Origin of the sequence: Chitinophaga sp. SYP-B3965 (assembly GCF_009647655.1) — a bacterium.
In the GTDB taxonomy this organism is placed as follows: domain Bacteria; phylum Bacteroidota; class Bacteroidia; order Chitinophagales; family Chitinophagaceae; genus Chitinophaga.
Genome location: NZ_WJFD01000001.1, coordinates 330,155 through 356,360, shown reverse-complemented (window position 1 = coordinate 356,360; position 26,206 = coordinate 330,155). Strand labels below are relative to the sequence as shown.

Sequence of the window (26,206 nt, the reverse complement as noted above, 5' to 3'; positions counted from 1 at the left end):
TCCGCATGAGTATTATTATCTCAGGATCTGAACCCAACCTTTTTGTACGGCAATTCCTTCCGGTCTTCTTACTTCCAGGATATAGAAATACGTTCCTTCATTGAGACCGGAGCCATTCCAGTCGTTACGGTAATCTTTGCTCTGATACACCATACCACCCCAACGGTTGTAGATGTAGATCGCTGATCCCGGATATTTTTCCAGGCCACCTATTACAAACTTCTCATTCTTACCATCACCGTTTGGCGTAAACACATTGTTGAAGATGAGGTCTTTCACTTCTACCGGTACACTGGTAGACGGTGCGCCTGCCTGTGGTGACGGATGTGGTTTATCAGGATCAGTTGGATCAGATGGAATAGTTGGCTGCGGGCCGCTGCCATTATCTACGTTGGCCGTATTGGTGATATTCAGGATACCTGTAAGGTCTCTTACAACTGTCACCGTAAAGCTTACCGTACTGGTAGTGCCCACTGGAATGCTGGCAATCGTCCAGCTTAGATCATTACCATTTCTGGTACCACCATTCGCAATCGTTTCAAACTCCGTACCTGCAGGGATCGCATCTGTGATGTTCACATTCGTTACCGTAGTATAACCGGTATTGCGTACGTGAATGGTATAAGTGATGCGGCTGCCGAAACGTACGGCGTTACCGGTGTAAGCTGCGCTCTTCCAGTTGATGGTAGTGGGGGCCGTGATATCTACCGGTATGCTGGTAGATGGTGTGCCCGCTGGCGGATTCGTCATTGGATTACCAGGGTTATTTGGATCTTCCGGAACCGTAGGTCTCATACCGCCACCGCCGTCTGTTTGTGCGGTGTTGGTAATGTTGGTGATGCCTGTGAGATCATTGGCCACAGCTGCCACAAAACTTACTCTTATTGTGGCGCCAATTGGTATTTCCGGTACCGTCCAGCTCAGGTTCCTGTTCGTTTGTACACCATTGTTGGTAATGCTTACGAAGTTGGTTCCCGCAGGCACCACATCTGCTATCCTTACATTGGTGAGTTTGGTATTACCGTCATTGCGAACAGCAATCGTATAAGTAATGTTATCACCTGGCCTTACTGCGCCATTAGCACCAGTACCTGAATAGCTAACACTCTTCCAGCTTACTGAACCGTCCCCGCCGTTGTCTACCGGTATGGTAGTAGCTGGTGTATTCGGTTGAGGATTAGGATATGGATTGCCGGGATTGTTCGGATCTTCCGGAACAGTGTTTTCCATCCCGGTTCCCTTACCATCATCAACCTGTGCGGTATTGGTGATGGTGGATGCACCGGACAGATCATTGGCCACTTTTACAGTGAAGCTACGTGTAATGGTAGCGCCAACGGCTATTTCAGGTATGGTCCAGGTAAGGGTTTGCCCTACCGGTGTAATATTTTCTTCTGCACTCACAAAGTCTGTAAAGGCAGGTACGTTATCCTTTATGATCACATTGGTCAGTTTCACATTACCTGTATTGCGGACGGAGATCGTATAGGTGATGGCATCTCCTGCTTTGGCTGCGCCGTTTGCACCGGTACCGGTGAAGGCTGCGCTCTTCCATTTCGCAGATGCTTTCACATCATTGTCTGCGATCGTTACCGTAGCGTTTGCAGCCGCTCCCGGTGTAAAGCTGCCCAGTGTTGGGGTGCTGCCGCCGGTGATGGTTACCACCACTGTTCTGTTGCCATCTGTAAGGTCGTTGTCAATGACCGTTACAGATATTGGTGCACCAGGCTGACCGGCAGGGATGATCACAGTACCGCTCAGTGTGAAGTAGTCTGTTCCGTTCACAGCTGTACCGGCAATCGTATAAGTAACAGTCACATCTTCTGTTGCTGTAACATTATTCGGCAGGTTCACCATAAACTCACCATCTGTTGTGGGTTCTGCTGCATCCGTTGATTTCACGATCGTCAATGTGCGGTTGGCAGCATCGTCTGTGATGAGAACAGTTGCAGCGCTATTTGCAGCTTCGGCTGTAAAGCTGCCCAGTGAAGGTGTGGTACCTCCTGTGATGGTGAGGATCACCGTTTCATCTCCTTCAATGAACTGGTCGCTCAATGCTGCTACATTCACTGGTACATTGAAATCACCGGCACGGATAATTGCGGTACCGTTCAATGTGGTATAATCTGTACCATTAGCAGCCGTACCCGTGATCGTGTAAGTAACCGTGACATCCTCCGTTGCGGTAACACCTGCGGGTAAACCGATTGTAAATACCCCGGTGTTACCTGCTTCAGAAGCGTCCGTTGTTTTGACAACATTTAATACGCGCGTCGCAGCGGTATTATCTTCATCTGTAATATTTACAGTTGCATTGTTATTTGTGGCGTTGGCCGTGAATGTATTGCTGCCAGAGATACCGCCCGTTATTGTCAGGATCACAGTTTCTGTATGCTCTATCACCATATCCGGTGCTGGGATCACATTCACCGTCATGCTGGTTGAACCAGCCGGGATGATCACAGTACCTGTGAGTGGGGTATAATCTGCTCCGCTTGTTGCAGTACCACCGATCGTGTAGGTCACCGTGATATCTTCTGCTGCTGTAATATTCAGCGGCAGGCTGATATTAAAGACTCCATTCGTTCCGGATTCTGCTGCGTCTCCTGCATTCGTTACACTCAGTTCTTTATTAGCTGGTGTATTATCATCGTCTGCAATATTCACAGTGGCGGAAGTATTACCCGTGAAGGTATAGTTCGCAGATATACCACCTGTTAAGGTCAGGATCACAGTTTCTGTATTCTCAATGATCTGGTCGTTTGTTACGGCTACAGTTACCGGTACACTGTTCTGGCCGGCTGGTATTACTGCCGTACCGGTGAGTGTGGTATAGTCTGTACCGTTAACAGCTGTTCCTGCAATCGTATAGTTCACTGTAATATCTTCTGCTGCAGTAACATTAGCAGGCAGATTGATACTGAAGGAACCGTTCGGAGATGGTTCTGCACCATCACCTGTATTTGTGACCGTGAGTACCGTATTCGCCGGTGTATTATCATCATCGCTGATATTCACAGTAGCGCTGGTGTTGCCGGTGAACGTAAAATTCGCAGAGGTACCACCTGTTAAGGTCAGGATCACTGTTTCTGCATTTTCAATGATCTGGTCATCTGATACAGTTACAGCTACCGGTACACTGTGCTGGCCTGCAGGGATCACTGCGGTGCCTGTTATGGTAGTATAATCAGTACCGTTCACTGCGGTTCCCGTGATGGTATAGTTCACCGTCAGATCTTCCGCTAATAATACAGGGATGCTGATGGTAAAGGAACCATTCGTTCCTGGCTCAGCAGCATCTCCACTGTTAGCCACACTGATCACCTTATTCGCCGGTGTATCATCATCATCTGCAATGTTCACGGTAGCAGCATTGTTACCGGTGAAAACAAAGCTGGCAGATGCACCACCATTTAAGCTCAGGATCACGGTTTCTGTTGGCTCTATAAGCAGATCATCTGTTACAGTAACGGGTACCGGCACACTGTTCTGACCGGCCGCTAATACTACAGTACCTGTTAAAGTAGTATAGTCTGTACCGTTAGCTGCAGTTCCGCCAATGGTGTAGTTCACCGTGATAGCTTCTGATGCAGTAATACCCGTAGGCAGGCTGATGCTGAAGGAACCGTTTGTAGTTGGTTCTGCGCCATCACCGGCATTGGTGATCGTGAGTACCGTATTCGCCGGCGTATTATCATCGTCTGCGATCGTTACAGTAGCATTGCTGCCTGATGTAAAGTTACCGACGCCGGAAGTACCGCCTGTGATAGACAAGATCACTGTTTCATCTCCTTCAATGATCTGATCAGGAGATGCGATCACATCTACCGGCACACTGTTCTGGCCCGCTGGAATTGTTACCGTGACATTGAGTGTTGTATAATCCACTCCATTCGCAGCAGTACCACTGATGGTGTAATTCACCGTGATATCAGCAGCAGCTGTTATGGTGTTGGGCAGGCTGATAGTGAAGGCACCATTTGTCCCCGCTTCTGTTGCATCGCCATTATTCACTGCCGTCAAGGTAAAGTTAGCCGGCGTGTTATCATCATCAACAATATCCAGGGAAGCAGTACCATTTACAGGGCTTGCACTGAATGTATAGCTGGTGGAAGTACCCGCGGTTATTGTTAACTCTACTGTTTCTGCATTCTCTATGATCTTATCGTCTATTGCAGGTATCGTCACCGGTACGCTGTTCTGACCGGCTGGTATTACTACTGTAGTAGCAGGAGCGGTAAAGTCTGTACCACTTGCCGCTGTGCCGGCAATGCTATAGGTTACGGTGATCGCTTCCGTAGCTGTTACACCGTTAGGTAAGCTAATGGTGAAGATGCCGTTTGTACCTGTTTCTGTTGCGTCTGTTGTTTTGGCTACACTCAGAATAAGATTAGCCGGTAAGTTATCATCATCTGCAATATTCACGGTAGCGCTGGTGCTGCCGGTAAAGACAAAGCTGGAAGATGTACCACCATTTAATGTCAGGATCACGGTTTCAGTACCTTCTATAACCAGATCATTCATTACGGTTACAGGAACCTGTACACTGTTATCACCAGCGGGGATAGTCACCGTACCACCTAAAGTGGTATAGTCTGTACCATTGGTTGCGGTGCCGGTAATAGTATAGTTCACGGTGATGGCTTCTGATGCGCTTATGCCTGCGGGCAGACTGATGCTGAAGGCCCCGTTCGTGGATGGTTCAGATCCATCGCCATTATTACTGATGCTTAATACACGGTTAGCCGGCGTATTATCATCATCGCTGATATTCACCGTAGCGCTGGTGCTGCCAGTGAAGGCAAAGCTGGCAGATGTACCGCCGGTTAATGTCAGGATCACCGTTTCTGTATTCTCTATGATCAGGTCTGGCAACAGGCTCACATCTACCGGTATGCTGGTTGAACCGGCAGGGATGACCACTGTACCACCCAGGGTAGTATAGTCTGTACCGTTAGTAGCCGTACCCGTGATCGTATAATTCACCGTGATAGGTTCCGATGCGCTCACGCCTGTTGGCAGGCTAACGCTGAACGCGCCGTTGGTACCAGGTTCTGTTGCGTCAGCTGTTTTAGTAACGCTTATCACACGGTTGGCTACTGTATTATCATCGTCTGAGATATTCACGGTAGCGCTGGTGCTGCCGGTGAAGGTAAAGCTGGTTGATGTACCACCCGTTAATGTCAGGATCACCGTTTCTGTGCCTTCTATGATCAGATCAGGCAACAAGCTTACATCTACAGGCACGCTGTTCTGACCGGCAGGGATCGTCACCGTGCCACCCAGGGTAGTATAGTCTGTACCATTGGTAGCCGTACCTGAGATGGTATAATTCACGGTGATAGCTTCCGATACGCTTACGCCTGATGGCAGGCTCACACTGAATGCGCCATTGGTACCAGGTTCTGATGCATCCGCTGTTTTAGTAACGCTCAGTACAAGGTTAGCCGGTATATTATCATCATCGCTAATATTCACTGTAGCGCTGACGCTGCCGGTGAAGGTAAAGCTGGTAGATGTACCACCGGTTAATGTCAGGATCACCGTTTCTGTGCCTTCTACCACCTGGTCAGGCGATGCCGTTACTGGTACCGGTACACTGTTCTGACCTGCCGGGATAACTACCGATGTGGTCATTGTGATGTAATCCGTTCCATTTGTGGCGGTACCACCTATGGTATAATTCACGGTGATATCTTCTGATGCAGTTACGCCTGCTGGCAGGTTGATGCTGAATGCACCATCTGTACCAGCTTCTGCGGCATCAGCAGTTTTAGTGATGGTCAGTACATTATTGGCCAGGGTATTATCATCGTCACCAATATTCACGGTAGCAGGTGTAGTGTTCGCTGTGAACGTAAAGCTGGCAGAAGTACCACCTGTTACTGTCAGGATCACTGTTTCTGTGTTCTCTATGATCTGGTCAGGTAAGAGGCTCACATCTACCGGGATGCTGGTTAAACCGGCAGGGATGATCACTGTACCAGGTAAAGTAGTATAGTCTGTACCGTTAGTAGCGGTACCCGATATCGTATAATTTACCGTGATATCTTCTGAGGCAGTTACCCCTGCTGGCAGGCTCACACTGAATGCACCGTTGTTAGTTGGTTCTGATGCGTCTGTTGTTTTAGTAACGCTTATCTCACGGTTGGCCGCTATATTATCATTATCAACGATGGTAGTCGTAGCAGTACCCTGAACAGGATCAGCCGTATAAACGAAGCTGCCGGACGAAGTTATGTTCGTAATAGTAACCACCACTGTTTCAGGTCCTTCTATGATCTGGTCATCTATCACCACACCACCATAGAGGGTGCTGCTGTTATTACCCGGGAATATAGTGGCTGACCCATTGAATTGCGCCAGTGTTACGCCTCTATAGTCGGTGTTAAATATTGCGGTACCACTCTTTGAATAATTTATTGTTATAGCCTCAGAACTGATAACCCCTGCAGGCAATTCGAAACGCATCCTTATAAGGGCACCATCCTCAGTCCCGTCCTGCGTGAATACTACTTTCACAACACGGTTAGCCGGGATATCATCATCGTCGCTGATATTCACTGTAGCACTGGTAGTGCCAGTGAAAGTAAAGCTGGTAGATGTACCACCGGTTAATGTCAGGGTCACCGTTTCATTGCCTTCTATAGCCAGGTCTTCCGTTACCTCTACAGGTACTGGTACACTGTTCTGACCGGCAGGTAGGATCACCGATGTGGTCAGTGTGGTGTAATCCGTACCATTTGCAGCGGTACCATCTATGGTGTAATTCACGGTGATATCTTCTGAGGCGGTTACACCTGCAGGCAGTCTTACGCTAAATGCGCCATCCGTACCTGGTTCTGCGCCATCGGCGGTTTTAGTGATGGTCAGTACGTTATTGCCCAGGGTATTATCATCATCGCCAATATTCACGGTAGCACTATTCGTAGCACCTGGTGTGAACGTATAACCTGGAGACGTACCACCTGTTATCGTCAGGATCACTGTTTCTAAGTTCTCTATGATCTGATCAGGTAACAAGGTTACATCCACCGGTATGCTGGTTACGTTGGCAGGGATGGTTACCGTACCAGGCAAAGTAATATAGTCTGTACCGTTAGTGGCGGTACCCGTGATAGTATAGTTTACGGTAACAGGTTCTGTAACTGTTACACCTGCTGGCAGGCTAACACTGAATTGTCCGTTGTTACCAGGTTCTGATGCATCTGCTGTTTTAGTGACAGAAAGCTCGCGGTTAGCCGGCGTGTTATCATTATCAGTGATGGTAGCAGTTGTGCTGCCTTCAGCAGGATCAGGGGTAAAGGTGAAACTGGCGGAAGTAGCACCTGTGATAGTGATCACTACCGATTCCAGACCTTCTATGATCTGGTCATCCACAGTAGTACTGGCCATGGCAACAAGACTACTGCCTGATGACATAGTGATGGTTCCAGAGAAATGTTGCGGAATTGCGCTAAAAGGAAGATAGTCTGTTCCTAATACCCCGGTACCACTTATCGTATAATGAATATCCACTGGCTCAGAGCTGACAACCCCCGGAGGCAGGAGGAAATTGATCCTTACCCCACCAGGAGTGCCGGGAACACCTTCCGTTCCATTATTCGCTACCTGAACTCTTATGGTACGGTTAGCCGGCGTATTGTCGTTATCCGTAATATTCATGGTAGCAGATGCTGTTGAAGAAGCTGTAAAACTTAGACCAACACCCGTTCCACCTGTAACAGTTATGCTAACTGTTTCCGGATTCTCTATAAGATCATCATCAGCCACAGTCACCGGTACGGCTACACTGTTCTGACCTGCCGGAATGATAACCGTACCCGTCAAGGCTACATAGTCAGCAGCACCTGTGGCAGTACCACCGATCGTATAATTCACTGTAACATCCTGTGATGCAGTCACTCCATCGGGCAGTTTTACAAGGAATCCACCAGCCGAAACAGGCGTAGTTTCTGCAGCATCAGCAGTTTTGATCACACTGATCTCGCGATCAGCAGCTGTATTATCATTGTCTGTGATGTTCATGGTGGCCTGACTGAAAGTTGGGCTGGCAGTGACAGGGAAAGTAAAGCTGGTAGAAGTACCGCCCGTCAGCGTCAGGATCACTGTTTCTAATGGCTCTATCAGTCTGTCATCTATCACTGCTACGCTTACGGGCACGCTGTTTTGCCCTGCGGGCAGCACAATACTGCCTGGTATAGTATAATCAACCCCGGATATAGCGGTACCAGTGATCGTATAATTCACGGTAACATCTTCCGATGAACTAATACCAACTCCCTGCAGGTTGATGGTGAATACACCATTCGTACCCGGTTCTGCAGCATCCGTTGTTTTGACAACCCTCAGTGAGTTATTACTTGTGGTATTATCGTTATCAGCAATATTCACGGTTGCACTGTTGCTGCCCGTGTAAGTAAAGTTGGCAGATGTACCACCTGTTAATGTAAGTATTACTGTTTCTGCATTCTCTATCAACAGATCGTTCACCACTCCTACCGGTACAAGAATACTGTTTTGTCCTGCAGGCAGGACGATCGTGCCACTGAGTGCTGTATAATCACTGCCTGGTGTAGCAGTACCCGTGATCGTATAATTCACCGTGATCGGTTCTGCTGCCGTTGTTGTTCCGGGCAGTTTTATGCTGAATGCACCGTTGGCACCACCTTCTACACCATCTGCCGTTTGGGCCACGGTCAATTCCTGGTTACTTGCGGTAGCATCATTATCAATGATCGTAACCGTTGCTGTACCATTTGATCCATTAGGTGTATAGGTAAAGTTGGTGGACGAACCATCGGTGATAGTGAGCACTACACTTTCATTTCCTTCAATCATCTCATCATCTGTCACAAAAACATTCACCACTACGCCGCCATTAAGGGCTGGTATTACGGCAGTACCTGTCATGATAGTATAGTCAGTACCGTCGGTAGCTGTACCAGAGATCGTATAATTAACAGTGGTTTCTTCTGATGAAATGTAACCATTGTAGAAGCCGAGAATAAATTGACCGTTCGCACCACCTTCTTCCCCATCGCCGAGTATACCTGCTTCAAATACTTTATTGGCGGGCGTATTATCATTATCCGCAATTGTTACTGTGGCGGCACCGTTTGTTGGGTCTGCTGTATAACTAAAACCATTGGCATCTGTGCTGGTCCCCAGGTTGAGGGTCACGGTTTCAGGCATTTCAATCACCAGATCGTCCACCACCTCTACCGGAATAGACACACTATTGGTGTACGCTGGCAGAACAATGGTGTTCACATTGTAGTCCGTAGTACCGGTAGCGCTGCCTGTAAGTGAATAAATCAATGTAATGTCGCTGGAAGCTACATAATTGCCTGGCAGGCTAACCGTAAAGGCGCCGTTAGTACCTGGTTCTGCTGCATCTGTGGTCTTCACGACTTTTAGCACCTGGTTAGCGGCCGACGCATCATTATCTGTTATATCAATTGTTATGTCATCGTTGGCCGGATCAGGCGGGAAGATGAAAGCATTTCCACCTCCATCCAGCGCACTGCCGGACAGGATGGTGAAGGTCATTGTTTCCGTTGGCTCTATCACCTCATCATCTATTACCGTCACAGGGATGGGCAAACTATTTGTGCCGGGAGGAATGATGATGGTGCCAAATGACTGGTAATCCAGGCCGGAGGACGCCGTTCCGCTTACAACATATCCTACTGTAACAGGGAATGCAGAAGTTGCTGCCCCGGCGAATTCAATATTAAAGGTGGTGTTAGCCAGCGGTTCACCTGCATCCGCCACTTTGATCACCTGCAACAGGGTGCTGCTCGCTGCGTTGGCATCCACAATATTTACCGTGGCGCCGCTGCTGGCAGGATCAATTGTAAAGGCAAAGCTGGCAGAGTTAGCGCCGGTGAGGTTCAGCGTCACATCTTCCGGACCTTCCACACTGGCATCGTCAATGGCATCTACATCTATCACTACAGAATTAGCGCCTGCAGGTATTACAATGTTACCGCCGGTTAAACCCAGGAGATTATAATCTGCAGGAATAGCAGTACTACCGGTAAGGTTAAAGGTAGCCACTACATCCTCTGAACTGGTGATGCCTGGCTGCAGGGAGATCCTGTACTGCCCATGTGCTCCTCCCTCTATGGCATCAGATACTTTAGTGATCAGCACAACTTTGCTGTTCGTTACAAAGTCGTTGTCTGTAATGTCTGCTGTAGCGGTCCCACCTCCGGCTACGGTATAAGCGAATCCGTTCGTTCCGGTACCTGCTGTGATATTCAGGATCACGGATTCAGCCGGTTCTATCATCAGGTTATCCACTACATTCACAGGTACAGCGATGCTGTTCTGGCCGGCAGGGATAATAATGGTTCCGGTGATCGGCTGGTAGTCTAAAGCTGGTGTAGCTGAACTTCCTCCGTCAATATTATAAGTTACATCGATATCTGTAGCGGATGTTACACCCAAAGGAAGGCTGATCCTAAAGCTTCCGTTTGTTCCGGGCTCTGCCGCATCTGCTGCTTTAGTAAGCGTCAGTACCTGGTTGGTACCGGTATTATCATCATCTGCAATATTCACTATGTTAGTACCTTCTGTAGGGCTGGCAGTGAAGGCAAAGCTCGCGGACGTTCCGTTTGTGATGGTGAGGTTTACATATTCATCACCTTCTATGATGTCGTCAATACTAACAATTACCGGCACCGGCACGCTGTTCTGACCAGCAGGTAAGATCACACTGCCACTCAGGGCTGTGTAGTCCACTCCGCCTAATGCCGTACTACCATTGACAACATAGTTCACCGTCACATCTTCAGAAGAGAATACACCAGGTGGTAAGCTGATCTTAAATGCACCATTGGTACCAGGCTCTGCAGCATCGCCATCATTGAACACGCTGAGCACACGGCTTACTGTCGTATTATCTTCATCCCCTATATTCACCGTAGCATTACCATTGGTAGTGCTGGCGGTAAATGTAAAGCTGGTGGAAGCACCGTTTGTGAGGGTCAGGATCACTGTTTCTGTGTTTTCCACAAATGCATCATCGTTCACGTCTACCGGGATGGGTACATCGTTCTGGCCGGGGGCTAATGTCACCGTTCCGGTCAATGTGGTGTAATCTGTTCCTCCTGTAGCGGTACCGCTGATGGTATAATTCACCGTAACCGGTTCAGATGAACTTACGCCCGCTGGTAGTGCTATACTAAATGCACCATCCACAGCTGGCTCAGCTCCGTCACTTGTTTTAGTAACGATTAATACTTTATTGGCAGGTGTATTATCATCATCAATGAGATCAACAGTTGCGTTGCCAATGGTAGCACTTGGCGTGAAGGCGAAGCTGGCAGAAGAACTGTTGTTGATAGTTATTGTAACTGTTTCTGTATTCTCAATGATCTTATCATCTATCACATCTACCGGCAGCAATACGGAATTCTGGCCCGCAGGTAATAATACAGTACCACTTAAAGTAGTATAATCCGTACCGTTAGTACCAGTTCCTCCAATTGTATAGTTCACGGTGATATCTTCGGCAGACCTTACATTCGTTGGAAGGCTGATCCTGAAAGTGCCATCAGTAGAAGGCTCTTCTGCATCCGTCAGTTTCTCAATGCTGAGTACGTTATTAGCAGGCGAATTATCATCATCAGTAATATCCACCTGGGCATTGCCATCTGTAGCGCTGGCAACATAGCTGAAACTAGTGGAAGTACCGCCCGTGAGTGTTACCATTACTGTTTCTGTTAACTCTATCAGTTGATCGTCGATCATACTCACCACTGGTAAGGCTGCACTGTTCTGGCCTGCAGGAATGGTCAGCGTACCGCTTAAGGAAGCATAATCTGTTCCACCGGTAGCAGTTCCGCCAATAGTATAGTTTACGGTGATATCCTCAGCAGCCAATACATTGAGAGGCAAACTCACAATGAAGGCGCCATTGGTACCAGGTTCTGCTGCGTCTGCTGTTTTCTCAATGGTCAGTGTACGATTAGCCAGTGTGTTGTCATTATCGGTAATATTTATGCTGGCATTGCCATTCGTACCGTCAGGTGTGAAAGCGAAGCTGGTAGATGTGCCACCTGTGATTGTCAGCACTACCGTTTCTGTGACTTCTATGGTCGCGTCGTCTGTTACCGTTATGGTAACAGGAACGGAAGGCTGGCCGGCAGGGATTACTGCGGTGCCGGACAGCGTTGTATAATCTGCACCATTGGTGGCAGTACCGCCGATGGTGTAATTCACTGTGATATCTTCTGATGAAGTGACACCACCTGGAAGACTGATGCTGAATGAACCGTTCGTAGAAGGCTCTGCTCCATCTCCTGTGTTGCTGATGCTCAGTTTACGGTTAGCCGCTGTGTTATCATCATCTGTGATATTCACCGTGGCATTACCATTGGTAGCGCTGGCCGTGAATGTATAGCTGGCAGATGTGCCACCGGTTAACGTGAGTACCACAGTTTCTGTATTCTCTATGATCTGGTCAGGCAACAGGGTTACAGGTACCGGCACGCTGGTTGAACCTGCCGGGATGGTTACCGTTCCGGATAACGCAGTGTAATCAGTGCCACCTGTGGCTGTACCACCTGTTGTATAGTTCACGGTAACATCTTCTGTTACCGTTACACCGGCTGGCAGGCTGATGCTGAATGCACCATTGGTAGCCGGTTCTGCAGCATCTGTTGTTTTAGTAACGGAAAGCTGGAGGTTAGCCGGTATGTTATCATTATCAATGATCTTTTGTGTAGCGCTACCTTCAACAGGATCAGGGGTAAAGGTAAAACTGCCGGAAGAGGCGTCATCGATAGTGATCACTACGGTTTCGTCGCCTTCTATGATCTTGTCATCTACCACGGGTCCCACAGTGGACGTGCTGCCGGAGTTAATGACCGCTGTTCCGCTAAAATGCGATATGGTCATACCATCATAGTCAGTGCCCTTTACTGCGGTACCACTTATCGTATAATGTATAGTTACTGTCTCAGAGCTTGCAACTCCCGGAGCCAATGCGAAATTGAACCTGATACTCGCCCCCCCTTCAACCCCATCGCGGTCAGGCAGTACCCTTACGCGAAGGTTCGCCGGTGTATTTTCATCATCTGTAATGTTCACAGTAGCACTGTTTGCTGCGCCGGGCGTGAAAACAAAGCTGCTGGATGTACCACCGGTGACTGTTAATACCACCGTTTCTGTTAACTCTATAATGTTATCGTTTATCGCCGCTACCGGTACAAGTACGCTGTTTTGACCGGCAGGGATCACAACACTAACAGGTATGGTAGTATAGTCAGTACCGCTGGCAGCAGTACCGGTAATGGTATAATTTACGGTAACAGGTTCTGTAGCTGTTTTACCACCTGCCAGGCTGATGTTAAAGCCTCCGTTGGTACCAGCCTCCACCGCATCTGCTGATTTGGTGACAGAAAGCTCAAGGTCAGCAGCTGTATTATCATTATCAGTGATCGTAGCAGTAGCACTACCTTCAACAGGATCAGCGGTAAAGGTGAAGCTGCCGGAAGAAGCGCTGTTGATAGTGATCACCACTGTTTCTGTGCCTTCTATGATCTGGTCATCTACTACGCTAGCTATTGTACTTACACCGCCCATAGTCCCTGTTGTAAGGGTGGCTGTGCCACTAAAATGAGGTCCGGGATTAGGAGTATAGTCTGTACCCTTTATTGCGGTACCGCTTACGGTATAATTTATAGTTACATTCTCTGAAAGCCTGATCCCCGCAGGTAATACAAAATCAAACCTTAAACCAACACCGCCTTCAACTCCATCACGGGCTACTACTACCTTTATAACACGGTTAGCCGGCGTATTGTCATCATCCGCAATATTCACAGTAGCAGCTGCAGCTGTTGGGGAAGCAGTAAAATTAAAGCTGGTGCTGTTTCCACCTGTAACAGTCAGTATAACTGTTTCTGTATTCTCAATGATCTGATCGGGTGCCGGCGTCACATCTACAGGTACACCGTTCTGACCGGCAGGAATGATAACCGTACCGCTAAGGGTCGTGTAATCCGTACCATTACCAGCCGTTCCTCCGATCGTATAATTCACAGTAATATCTTCTGACGCGCTCACTCCGAAAGGCAGGCTTACACGGAATGCGCCATTCGTAGAAGGCTCTGATGCGTCAGCAGATTTAGTAACGCTTATCACACGATTTGCAGGGGTATTATCTTCATCCGTAATATTCACCGTTGCGCCAGTACCCGCTGTGAAGGCAAAAGTTGCAGAAGAGCCACCTGTGGCTGTCAGGATCACTGTTTCCAGGTTCTCTATCACCTGATCATCGGATACCACTACTGGTATAGGCACGCTGTTCTGCCCGGCAGGTATTAATACCGTACCGGAAAGTGTCACGTAATCTCCACCTGCTGTAGCTGTTCCGCCAATTGTATAGGTAGCTGTAATATCTTCCGCCGCCGTTACATCTGTTGGCAGGCTAATGGTAAACGCACCATCTGTTGATGGTTCCGTTGCATTACCTGCGCTGCTGATATTCAAAACGGTCCTTAGCGGATCATTACTGTCATTATCAATAATATCCAGGCTCGCATTCCCCTGTGTACTGTTTATAGTATAGGCGCTTGCACTGGTGTTTCCGATCCCGTTGCTCAATGTAACCACAACGGTTTCTGTCTGTTCTATAATTTTATCATCTGTTACAGGTATAGGCAATGTCACCCCATTACTTCCTGCAGGCAGTATAATTGTCCCGCTGAGTGAAGTGTAATCTGTGCCATTCACAGCAACACCTGATACGTTGTAATTAACGGTCACATCTTCTGTAGCGGTAAGTCCTGCAGGCAGCGATATGCTGAATGAACCATCAGCAGTTCCTTCTGTACCATCCTGCACTTTGGTAATGCCCAGGATCTGATTGGCAGTAGTTACTGCTCCAAATACAGAGAAGTCCTGTATACTGTTAAACTCCACATAATCCACGCCGTCTGCAACGCCGGTGGAAGGAGAAAGTATTGTAATATTATTTAATCCTCCTGCAGTAAGGTCTGCCAGTGTAGCGGTCACATCGCCGGTATGTTTGTACCAGGTCCATGTTTGCGCTCCGGTTACACCACGTGCAGTCAGCGCGCTTTCTGCAGCTGCTTTTTCTGCAGGGTTCCAGAACAGGCGCACTTTAACGCCACCATTCACGGTAAGCGAACCACCTGTGTAAGCGATCTGCACCATACGGCGCATCAGTTGCGTACCATAATCATTACCCACGCTGCTCTTACCCAATTCTGTTACCATGTTCCTGTTTACTGCAATGGTTGCAGAGATCAGGGCAGGGTCTATGGTGTTACCATTCGGATCAATAGCAGCAATATATTTATCAGGATCAGCAGGGTCTTTGAAATACAACCAGCCATCTGAATTGATACATGAACTGGCTGCGGTAGCAGTGGTATTATCCGCTACCAGTTTAGCCACCGGTGTAACGGCATTACGTGTTACTAAGGTGAACACAGCTCCGGCAGGCAGGCCTGTTACATTATCAAAGCTCACTTTATCACCAGTAACGGCAGTTGCGGGAATTAACGAATAATCGGAAGGAGAAAGGCCGGCGAAATTACCGCTGCCGGTTTTATCTACCAGCAGAGCATAATGTTCAGGTGCGGTACCATAACGGGTGATGCCCGTGAGGTCAAATTCAAGATCTACAGGTGCCGCAGTATTGTCGAAATTAGTAGTTTGTATTTTCCATTCACGCGTGAGGCGTTCCTGGATACAACCCGGAAGGTCTGTACTGTTTGCGGTAACAGCACCTGCGGTACTACCCCAGATGAAGTAACTCTTATCTGCTGCAAAAGCACTGCTATTGGCAGTGTTGGTAGCAGCGATGCTACCCAGACCAACTGTCAGCAATTCACCGGCATTCACACTGCGGGATTGTTTCTGTTGCAGGTCTTCTATATCATCTTTACCGATACCGGCAATATTATTATTGTAAGCGCCTCCATTGGCGGTAGCATCCCAGGTAACGGTGGTTCCATCCGTGGCCAGGTAATTACCGGTCATGGTGTAACCGTACTTCAATGAGAGATAAGATTCAACACGACGGCGTTTTACAGCATCCAGTTCAACAGGATATACGATTACATCACCAATGGCGCCGTTCATAAATTCTGTTGCAGTGAAAGTACCACTGCCTATCTTGGCGTTGCCTGCCACGGTACTGGCGGTAAATGCAGCATTAGTAGCCAGCTGCACCATTTTACTATATACGCTGAGTGTACGGGTAGCGCCATTGTTTTTCCAGGTACCTACTATCACATCTGGTTTGCCCACCACCAAACTTCCACCACCTAAACCTCCGCTATACACTGTGAAATAAGGTTGTCCGGAATTACTCAGGATACCTGCTCCCTGATTCAATACAGCAGCGCCATACCCAAGAATATATTTAGTGCCGGTAAGGTTATTCATTCTTGTTACCCCGATCAATGTACGGTCACTTACACCGGAAGGCAGTTTGCTGAATGCGAGGTTCATTTCCTGCGCACCGTTAAACTTCATGATCGGGTTAAAGTTGATATTGTCTGCACCATTATTTGCAAACACTGGTTTTAAAGCCGGCGTAACCTGCAATGCATGGTTGGCCAATGCAGCCTGGTCTTTCCAGTTAGCAACCGCTTCTCCATCTGTACCTGTGCCTGCTCCCACATCAGGGCGCAACCATAATGTGGAACCGGTTACACCACCCGGTGCTTTCAGTTCTGTGGCAAAGGTGAAATATTGTCCATCATTGAGCGAAGCTATGGCGCTGTAGTAATCCTGTCCGTTCAGGCTCAGGGCAGACAGTGTATGAGCGGTTACGTTTGTTGTAAACGCAGCATCATCACTCACCAGCAGCGATGCCCTTTCAGGTATCACTATTGCACTGTTGCGGATAGCTACCTGCACATCATTCACTGTTCCTGTTTTCTGCACTTTCCATACACGGGCCATGCGGTAGTTGGCATCAGGATGTGTTACCGCGGTGGTAAATACAGTATCTGCATTATCATCACCCCAAACGAGATAAGATTTGTCAGCACTAAAAGTATTTGTATTAGCCGGGTTATCTGTTGCCAGGCCACCCAGCCCGAGTGCTACCTGTAAACCGGCGTTAACGCTGGAAGATTGTTTCTGTGTCAAACCTTCCACATCATCCCGGCCGATACCGGCGATGTTATTCTTATAAGTAGCATTAGTGGTTGCATTCCACACCGTGGTGGTGCCATCAGTAGCCAGGTAATCTGTAGCACCGGCATTCAAAGTTGTTCCATACTTCAGTGACAGGTAGGTGTTTATCCTTTGCTGTTCGATTGGCGTCAGAGCGCTGGTATAAATGATCAATTCACCAATACGGCCATTGTATGGAGCGCCGGCACCGTTTCTGCCAAACGAGAAGGTACTGTTATTGCCTGTAAAGACGGCTGTACCATTCCCGGTAACCATGCTTGTACCATTCCTGTAAATAGCCTGCCTGTTGGCAGGAAGCAATGTATTGCTGGTGGTAGTCCAGAGAATTGTCTGGTTATTTATGCCTCCCGTATTATAAGAAATCCGGCTACCTGTAAACGGAGCATCCCAGTAAACAAGATTATCGGACCAGGTAGTCATAAGGGAAAAGTAGTTAGGACTGGCGCCGGTGACATTTGGTTCTGTAAAGAGAACGGCTGCATTGGCAGCTGCCTGGTTACTTACCAGGAAAGCAGCGGCAGCATTATAAGTATCGGTTTTCAGTATAGAACCGCCCGTCATACCGGAATTAACACCATCAAATTTCACTACCGGGTTGAAGTTGATGTTGCCAGCGGCATTGTTCAGATACAATGGCTGACTGGCAGGCGTAACCTGTGTGACATTATTCAGGTTGGAAGCAAAATCCGTCCAGGTATCGATAGATGTATTATTCGTTGTAGAAGAAGTACCATAATCAGAACGCAACCACAGGGCTGTACCCGGTACACCACCCGGCGCTTTAATAGAAGATGCAAAGCTGAAATACTGTGCATTAGCTGCGGCAATTGTAGCAGCATAATATTTCACACCGTTCACACTGATCTCCGTTAACGGATAAGACTGATCCGTTCCGTCTATCGTAGCATCATTACTTACCAGGAGGAATGTTTGCTGTGCATTCGGCAATGCATCAAATGGCACTGCTACCTGTATATTTCCTACTGAAGCCGTCATCTGTGTTTTCCATACCCTTGCCATGCGGTAGTTGGCTACAGCATGACCGGTTAAAGGTGTTTTAAACAAAGTGGAAGTACCATCATCACCCCATATGAGGTATGTTCTATCTGCAGTAAAATTGTTGGTGTTTGCGATGTTATTATCTGCCAATGCGCCCAGCCCTATGGCCACCTGCGCACCTGCATTCACACTACGGGATTGCTTCTGATCCAATGCAGAAGCATCCTGCCGGCCTATACCGGCTATATTGTTCTTATATCCGCTGTTTGTTGCAGCATCCCAGATAACAGATGCATCATTCAATACATAGTTAACAGGTGTGCGCTGATCCATAGACACCCCGTACTTAATAGCGAGGTATGTTTGTACCGCACGCATTTCTGCATCCGTTAAATTACGGTCGTAGATGATGGCTTCCGGTACCAGGCCATTCCAGCCTTCACCCGGGGTACCGCTGGAACCAACATACGCCTGCGTTCCTATAGAAGCCTGCCGTTTGGCATCCAGTGTTGTTTGTTCCCTGTAACCATCTACCCAACTCACGATATTGTCTACAGCAACAGTAGAAGCATTCTCCGTGCTCAATGCAAAGATCTGGGACTGTTGATTAGTACCTCCTGTATTACCATTAAATAATAAGGCACTGCCTCCGGGCCATTCAACAGGTGCGGACCCGTCTATCCATGGATTCCAGCCATTGGGGCTGTACCCGTCTTTCGCGAGGTCCATAGCAGGTGAATTACCACCTGTACCCATAGATAATGGTGCCATCCATCCAGAGATAACAGCACGGGTATCCTTCCCTACCGCGATCATACTGAAAGGAGAAGTATTCGGCAATACAGGTGTTAAATTCTTCAGTTCATCCCCACCATCAAAAAGTACCGCCGGGTTAAAGTTCAGCAGCTTGCTGCCGGCAGCAACGAACTTAGGCTGAAGGCTCGCAACGGTTTGTTCTACTTTATAACCCGGTGCAGCATTGGCCATGTTAGACCAGGAACTTACAACAGAACCATCTGTTTGCAACACGCCATCATCCGCCTTCACCCAGAGCTTCAGGCCATTGGCCACACCGCCCGGAGATTTGATATCAGAGCCATAAGTAAAGTAATAACCTTGTGCTAACAGAGAGGAGGATAAGGTGATCTTACCAGTATTATCCACCGGCAATTCCTGTGCAATGGTTGCAAAAGTAGGATCTGTACTGATCAGCAGGTAGTTATCCTTGTCTGTGAAAGTAGCTTTCAGTGTAACATTCTGATCAGTCCAGTTGGTTTTCTCCACTTTCCATACCCGCTCCATTCGGTATTTGGAATTAGTTGCCGTAACAGGTATCGCATAACGTGCAACACCGGTGTTATTCGCAAATAAGAAGAAAGACTTGTCGTTGGTGATAGCACCTGCATTCAATTCATTGGTCAACGCTACGTCGTTACCTAATGCAATGGTCACAAAGCCGGTATCCTGGCTGAGTGATTGTTTTGTATTCAAACGGGTAAGATCATCACGACCGATACCTGTAATATGTTTGTTAAACGCACCATTGGTTGCAGCAGTCCAGTAAACGGAACTATCTGAAGCCAGGTAATTGGTGGGTGCTGTTTGATTAATGGTGATACCATATTTCAGCGCGAGGTAAGATTCCACTTTCAGGCGCTGGCCGTCATTTAATACTTTATTGTAAATAACAACTTCATTGATATTGCCTAACCAGTAAAATGCCGGACCAAATGATCGGTATCCAATGCCTATCAGGTTTTGCGTAGCCGGGGTTAGCGTGCTGGTACCCGTACCATCCAGCCCATAGTTCTGGTACAGTTTGATACCATTGGTGGTATTATTCTGCGTGGCACTCAAAATATACGGCCTGTTAGGAATGAGGGTATTCAGCCCTCCTCCCCCTGCAATGGAAACGCCATCCGTTTCCAGGTAATTAGTCAGGCCCGTATTCGTGATCCTGAACTCCATGCCAATAGTACTTCCACTGCTGATCAGATCTCTGTATGCATTATATCCGCTACCGGATGCAACAGTGAAAATGGTAGCATTTGAAGGGTCTACCCGCGTTGTGTTGATGTTTAAGAAATCGTTCGTACCATCAAACACAAATCCATAATTGAAGTTGGTAGCCCTTGCATCTGTAACAGGGCGGCTCGCAGTTGCGGGTTGCAACGCATGATTATCAAAACCACTGTAATCGCTCCATTTATCTCCACCTGAAACACCATCATCCGCACGTAACCATAAAGCGATGCCATCATTTACACCATTGGGTGACAATGGATCTCTTGCAAAAGTAAAGTAACTGTTATCCGGCAGGCTGCTGCTGTTCAGGGTTACAAGACTATCCGTCATCAGATAAGCTGCATCACCTGCACCAAACGTAGCATCAGCACTTACGATGAGGTAAGTTTTCTGACGGGTATCAGGGATCTTTAATGTGATATCCTGATCAGCCCAGTTGGTCTTATCCACTTTCCAGGTACGTGGCATTACTTTGCTCACGCCTGTTATACCTGTAATGTTATTGGAATAAGTGGTAAGACCATTATTATCTCCAAATACCAGGTAAGATCTGTCGTTGGTAATGCTGCCTGCATTATCAGCATTGCTGGCTGCAATTGCATTCCCCATGGCAATGGTTACAAAACCATTGTTCACACTTTTAGATTGTTTTTGGTGTAAGGCTGTAGTGGTATCCTTTCCTATACCGGTGATCCTTTGTGCATATCCTGCATTGGCAGTGGCATCCCAATACACGGAGCCATCCGATGCCAGGTAATTGGATGCAGGTGTTTGGTTAAGGGTAGTACCATATTTTAGTGCCAGGTAAGATTCTATCTTAAGTCTGTCTGTTGCAGAATGCGTACCTATCTCTTTATAAATAACAACTTCAGAAATAGTACCCCTCATATAGTACCCACCACCATTCCATGTACCAATATTAGATGCATAATTAGCGCCATTACCGCCAGCAAAATCACGGGCTGTATTATCGGCGATCAGGGTAGCACGATCCCGGTAAATACCCATACCATTCAGCCTTTTGGTAAAGTTCCACACATAGGGCGCACCAAAAGTGCCGGTCCATGGCGTATTTTGCCTGAAGCTATAAGGCGCATCCCAATAGCTATTTCCATTACCGTGATAAGAGGAAGCTATTACCGGGTATCCATTACTGGTCATCTGGCTGAATAGAGCACCGGCTTCTGCGGCAGCCAGCAAGTCTGTTGTAGCAGCACTATATACAGAAATATTCTGCATAAGGTCATTACCCATAACAGAAGTTGCCGGATCAATCACACCTGTTTTTCCGAAATATTGTGCACCGCTAAAGATAGCAGCAGGATTAAAGTTTGTACCAATATTGCGTACACCCGGCCTGTTGTTGATAATATCCTGGCGGAGGTTGATATTCCTGCCGCTGAAGTCAGTCCATTGTGCAGTACTCAAACCATAATCGCCACGATACCATGCACCGATCCCTGCAGCAACGCCGCCCGGACCTTTCAGGTAAATCCCGAAAGTAAAGTAGGCGCCATCTGCCAACTGGCTGCTGTTCAGTGTGATCTTTCCATTGGTGAGTGGCAATACCACCACACCGCTGCTAAAGGAAGGATCATTACTGATAAGAAGATGTTGCGGAACAATGTTATCCGTTGTATCATTCACAGATAAAGTAACATTCTGATCCGTCCAGGCAGTTTTCTGCACTTTCCATATTCTCGCCATCCTTTGCGTGGCAGGCGCTGCATTCACGGTTGTATTAAACATGGCTGTTCCACCGTTATCAGCAAACACAAAGAAAGATCTGTCCTGTGTTATTGTATTCGTATTGTCACCATTGGAAGCAGCGATATCATTGCCGAGGGCAATCACAACTGTACCACTATCCTGGCTAACGGATTGTTTCTGATTAAGGGTACCGTTATCATCAAGGCCAATTCCGGTAACACGCCTGTTGTATCCAACATTCTGTGCGGCTGTCCACATCCGGGTAGTGCCATCGCTGGCAATGTAATCCGTGGCGGCGCCGGCTGCGTCTTTCAGTGTAAGACCATATTTAAACGCCAGGTAACTATTCACCTGCGTTCTTTCCGGGGCGGTCAGTTTGCGGTCAAACAGCAATACTTCGGAGATGTGCCCGTTGAACACAGAAAGATGCCCGGCTCCTACATAGTTATTTGCCAGGAAGGAGAAGGAGGGCGTATTTACATTCGTGGAGTAATACACTTTACCGTCAAACCCTTCCGCCATATCATTTGTTGCACTCCAGCTGTTCATCAGGTGCGCTCGCTGCATATCCAGCCCCTGCAATGAAAAGCCCGGCCTTGTAGTTCTGCCGAAGCGGGAATAAATATTACCGTTCGAATAATTATAGTGCTGCAATGTGGTACCGCTATTGCCCCCGAATTCCCAGGGGAAATGAGCCGCAGCAACGCTATTGGGAATATTTGAATATTGAACAGAAAAGACTTCTCCCGCAGTAAATGCTCCTGCAAACTGTGGCGTTGAAAAATAAGACGTAGTGGTAAAATTAAAGGAAGGATTGAAGTTAATATCCGCCTTACTCCAGGTGATGTTGTTATTACCGATTGAAGTCCAGTTCCTGGTTACAGGCCCCTGGTCCATCCATCCGCTTGCCACATTCGCGGCATTCACAACAATCCCTTCATCCGCTTTTACCCATGCCTGCAAACCTGCCAATACACCACCCGGGGTCTTTTGACTACGGCCAAAAGTAAAGTAAGCACCATCCGGCAGATCAACACCTTTCACGGTAGCTGCGCCATTGGCCCCTAAACGTACTTCTTTGGTAACAGTGCTGAATGCAGCATCTGTGCTAATAAGCAGGTAACTGCCCGATCCACCGCCCTGGTATTCTAAAGTAACGTCTGCAGCATCATCCCAGTTAGCTGTTTTCTCTACCTTCCACACACGCAGCATCCGCTGGGTAGCTGTAACAGCAGTAACAGCCTGGTTATATAACAGTGTTCCGCCGTTATCACTGATCAGCAAAAATGCTTTATCGTTCCCGATAGTTGCACTATTTAATTTGTTAGTGGGTGCAATCGTGTTGCCGGCAATCAGTGTCACCACACCTGTATCCTGACTCAATGATTGTTTTTGCAACAGTATGGAAACATCATCACGGCCAATACCGGTAATGCGCCTGCCATAACCGGCATTCGCAGCAGCGGTGTATATAACGGAAGCATCACTGGCCAGGTAATCTGTTCCATCCAGCGTAGCACCATATTTAACAGCCAGGTAACTTTCTATCTTGAGTCGATCCGTGGCAGTTAAGGTACTTATATCTTTATATATGATGATCTCCGGTATGCTACCCTGGAAATAAGCACTGCCATGCCATACACCAAGATTGGTAGCATAGTTCCCTCCTGTTAAGCCTGTTCCCGGATACGCTCCATTGGTATTGCCCACAGTATTGTGGTCCCGGAAAACGCTCATGTTCGTTGTGGTTTTCACAAAACTCCACACCTGTGGCTGGCCAAGAGTTCCACCCCATGCAACATTCACACGGTATCCATAAGGTGCGTCCCACAAGGCTGTACTATTAGACCACTGCGGAGAAGCGCCAACCGGATAACCATTTGTGGTCATCTGGTAGAAGATGCCGCTGCCATTGATGGCTGTAGGTTGTGCCACACTAAAAATACCCACACTCGTGAGAGGGCCATTACCCAAAACAGAAGTAGCAGGATCTACCGCATTACCCTTACCATAATATTGTGGTGCTGTAAATACCGCCGTGGGATTGAAATTGATCCCTGTCACACTATCCACAACAGGTTTTGACGGAGCAGCAGGAATACTTTTCCCATTACCACTCACATCTGCCCACACCTCACTACTCAATCCTATATCCCCCCTGTACCATGCACCAATGCCGGTGTTCACACCACCGGGGCCTATTATCGAAATAACCATCGGTTCACTGAATTCAGAGGTACCTTTGGCAGAAGAAAGTGTGGCTGTCCAAAATCCGCCAGCCGTACCTGTATGGGTAATGGTACGCGGGGAAGTACCTGCGGGCACATTCGTGTAAGTAGCTACCAGTTGCCGTCCGCTGGTGGGCGTAGTACCCACTTCGTTGGCGTATACATGCACTGTATAAGTAGCCCCCACCGCATCTGTTGCAATTACGGGGATGGTTATATTTACAGTATAAGTACCAGCGCCGGCAGGAGCAGATGAAACGATCACCGGGCGGTTGGCGCCTTTATAGTTACCATTGGCTGCAGCCGCCAGTTCAATTCCTTTAATAGTGTTATTATAAATACTGTTACCGGTAATGACAATCCCCTGCGTATTATCATTAGTATGAGAATAAACACCTGATCCGCCATTATTGTAGATCTGGTTATTACCGGTGATATTAATTGTCTTCGTTACATTGGTCCCTGCATGTAAGAAGATCCCATGCAGTCCGTTAGAACGGATGATATTACCGGTCAGCTCAAAGTTAGCCGTAGGGTTCACCATATTGACCACCAGACCGGACCGCCCGAATCCTTCTAATGTATTATTGATCAGCTTCACACCTGTACGGGGAAATGAACCACCGAACTCAATGGCATCTGTTCCTGCCACCAGGTTACTGCTGATCACAGAATTTTTGATCTCCAATCCTGTTACAGCCGCCACCGAATTAATACCATCCCTTACTCCTTCTATCTTCAAACCATCCCATACCGCATTCGTTATGGCGCCGACAACGGTTATCCCTTCGAACTGGGCATATTTTATCGTAATATTATTTAACTGCGAATTAGTTAACGTGCTTCCAAAATAAAGCGGGTACTGGATCAGGTCCACAGGAGCTGATTCCAGCGCCACATTCGTCATAGTCAGTCCATTCACGGCACCCGTGAAGTAAACAAGGTTAGAGGATGCATTATGCGTTGCAGGAAGGTTCCTGATCTTGGAATCTTTAATCGTAATATTTGTAGCGGTACTGCTGAACAGCACGTTGTAAAAACCGCCCTGCAATATATCTACCTCATCCAGTACAATATCTGAAGCAGCGGATACAAACCAAATACCATAGTCCTTTTCCGGGTTGGCAGCCAACCTGTTTTTAAGGTCCAGGAATAATTTTTTAAACGTTACTTTTTCTACCACGCCATCAAACATGAAAGCATAATCAAGACCGCTCACAAAATCATCAAAGGAAGTGTTTTCAAAAGTGACATTCTTAAAAGTACTGCCAGCACGTAAAACCTTATCCAGCGTGGCAAAAGTGATATTCTTAAAAGTGGCTGTATCCACAGGAGCTGTAGCGCTGAACTCCGCAAACATGGTAAGTGTTTCTACACCCGCGTCTGTTTGTCCTTTGATCCTGATGTCTTCGATCCGCAGGTTCATCTGTTTACCGGTGGCAAAATAAAAAGCCCTGCCGAAGCGGGGCGCAGATACTGTTTCCAGACCATAGTCAGAAGTGATATTTCGTATAGTGAGGTGATTGGTAGCGCCTACTATATATACTATATTATCGAGGTTGGCTGTGCCTGCAGTATTCACCTTCATATCGGCGATCGTCACACTATCCAGGTTAGGTTGCACATACATGGCAATACCTATATTGTTCAGGAGTGTGAAACCTTTCACCGTAACCGCATTTCCTTGTATAGTGAAGAAAGCTGAACCTGTATTATTGGCGTTGATGGTGATCTTGTTCTGCCCGTCTATCGTTAACCGGCTGGTCGTAATATTCGGCAGGCTGGTGGCAATATTAATATTGCCATACACGTTAAACACGATACTATGAGGGCCCGCACCCGCCGCATTTGCATCCAGGATAGCCTGACGCAAAGATCCCACCCCAACATCGTTGGTATTGGTTACCGGGAAAACGGAAGCTTTGGCATAGGGAACAACAAGCAAACTCACAATGATCAACAATAGGTAACGCGGCTGCAGCATAGCGCGCAGCTTCGCCAGGAGTATTAAATTCTTCATAGGCTCACTATGGTCATTAGGAATATGGTTCGTC

At 47.6% G+C, this 26,206-nt stretch carries 1 protein-coding gene; it reads right to left on the bottom strand.

Annotated features, from left to right (window positions below; all coding sequences use genetic code 11):
• Nucleotides 1-15: 15 nt before the first annotated feature.
• Nucleotides 16-26,172, bottom strand: coding sequence for a Calx-beta domain-containing protein (locus GFS24_RS01330; RefSeq protein WP_153657771.1), 26,157 nt, complete (start codon nucleotides 26,170-26,172; stop codon nucleotides 16-18).
• Nucleotides 26,173-26,206 lie beyond the last annotated feature (34 nt).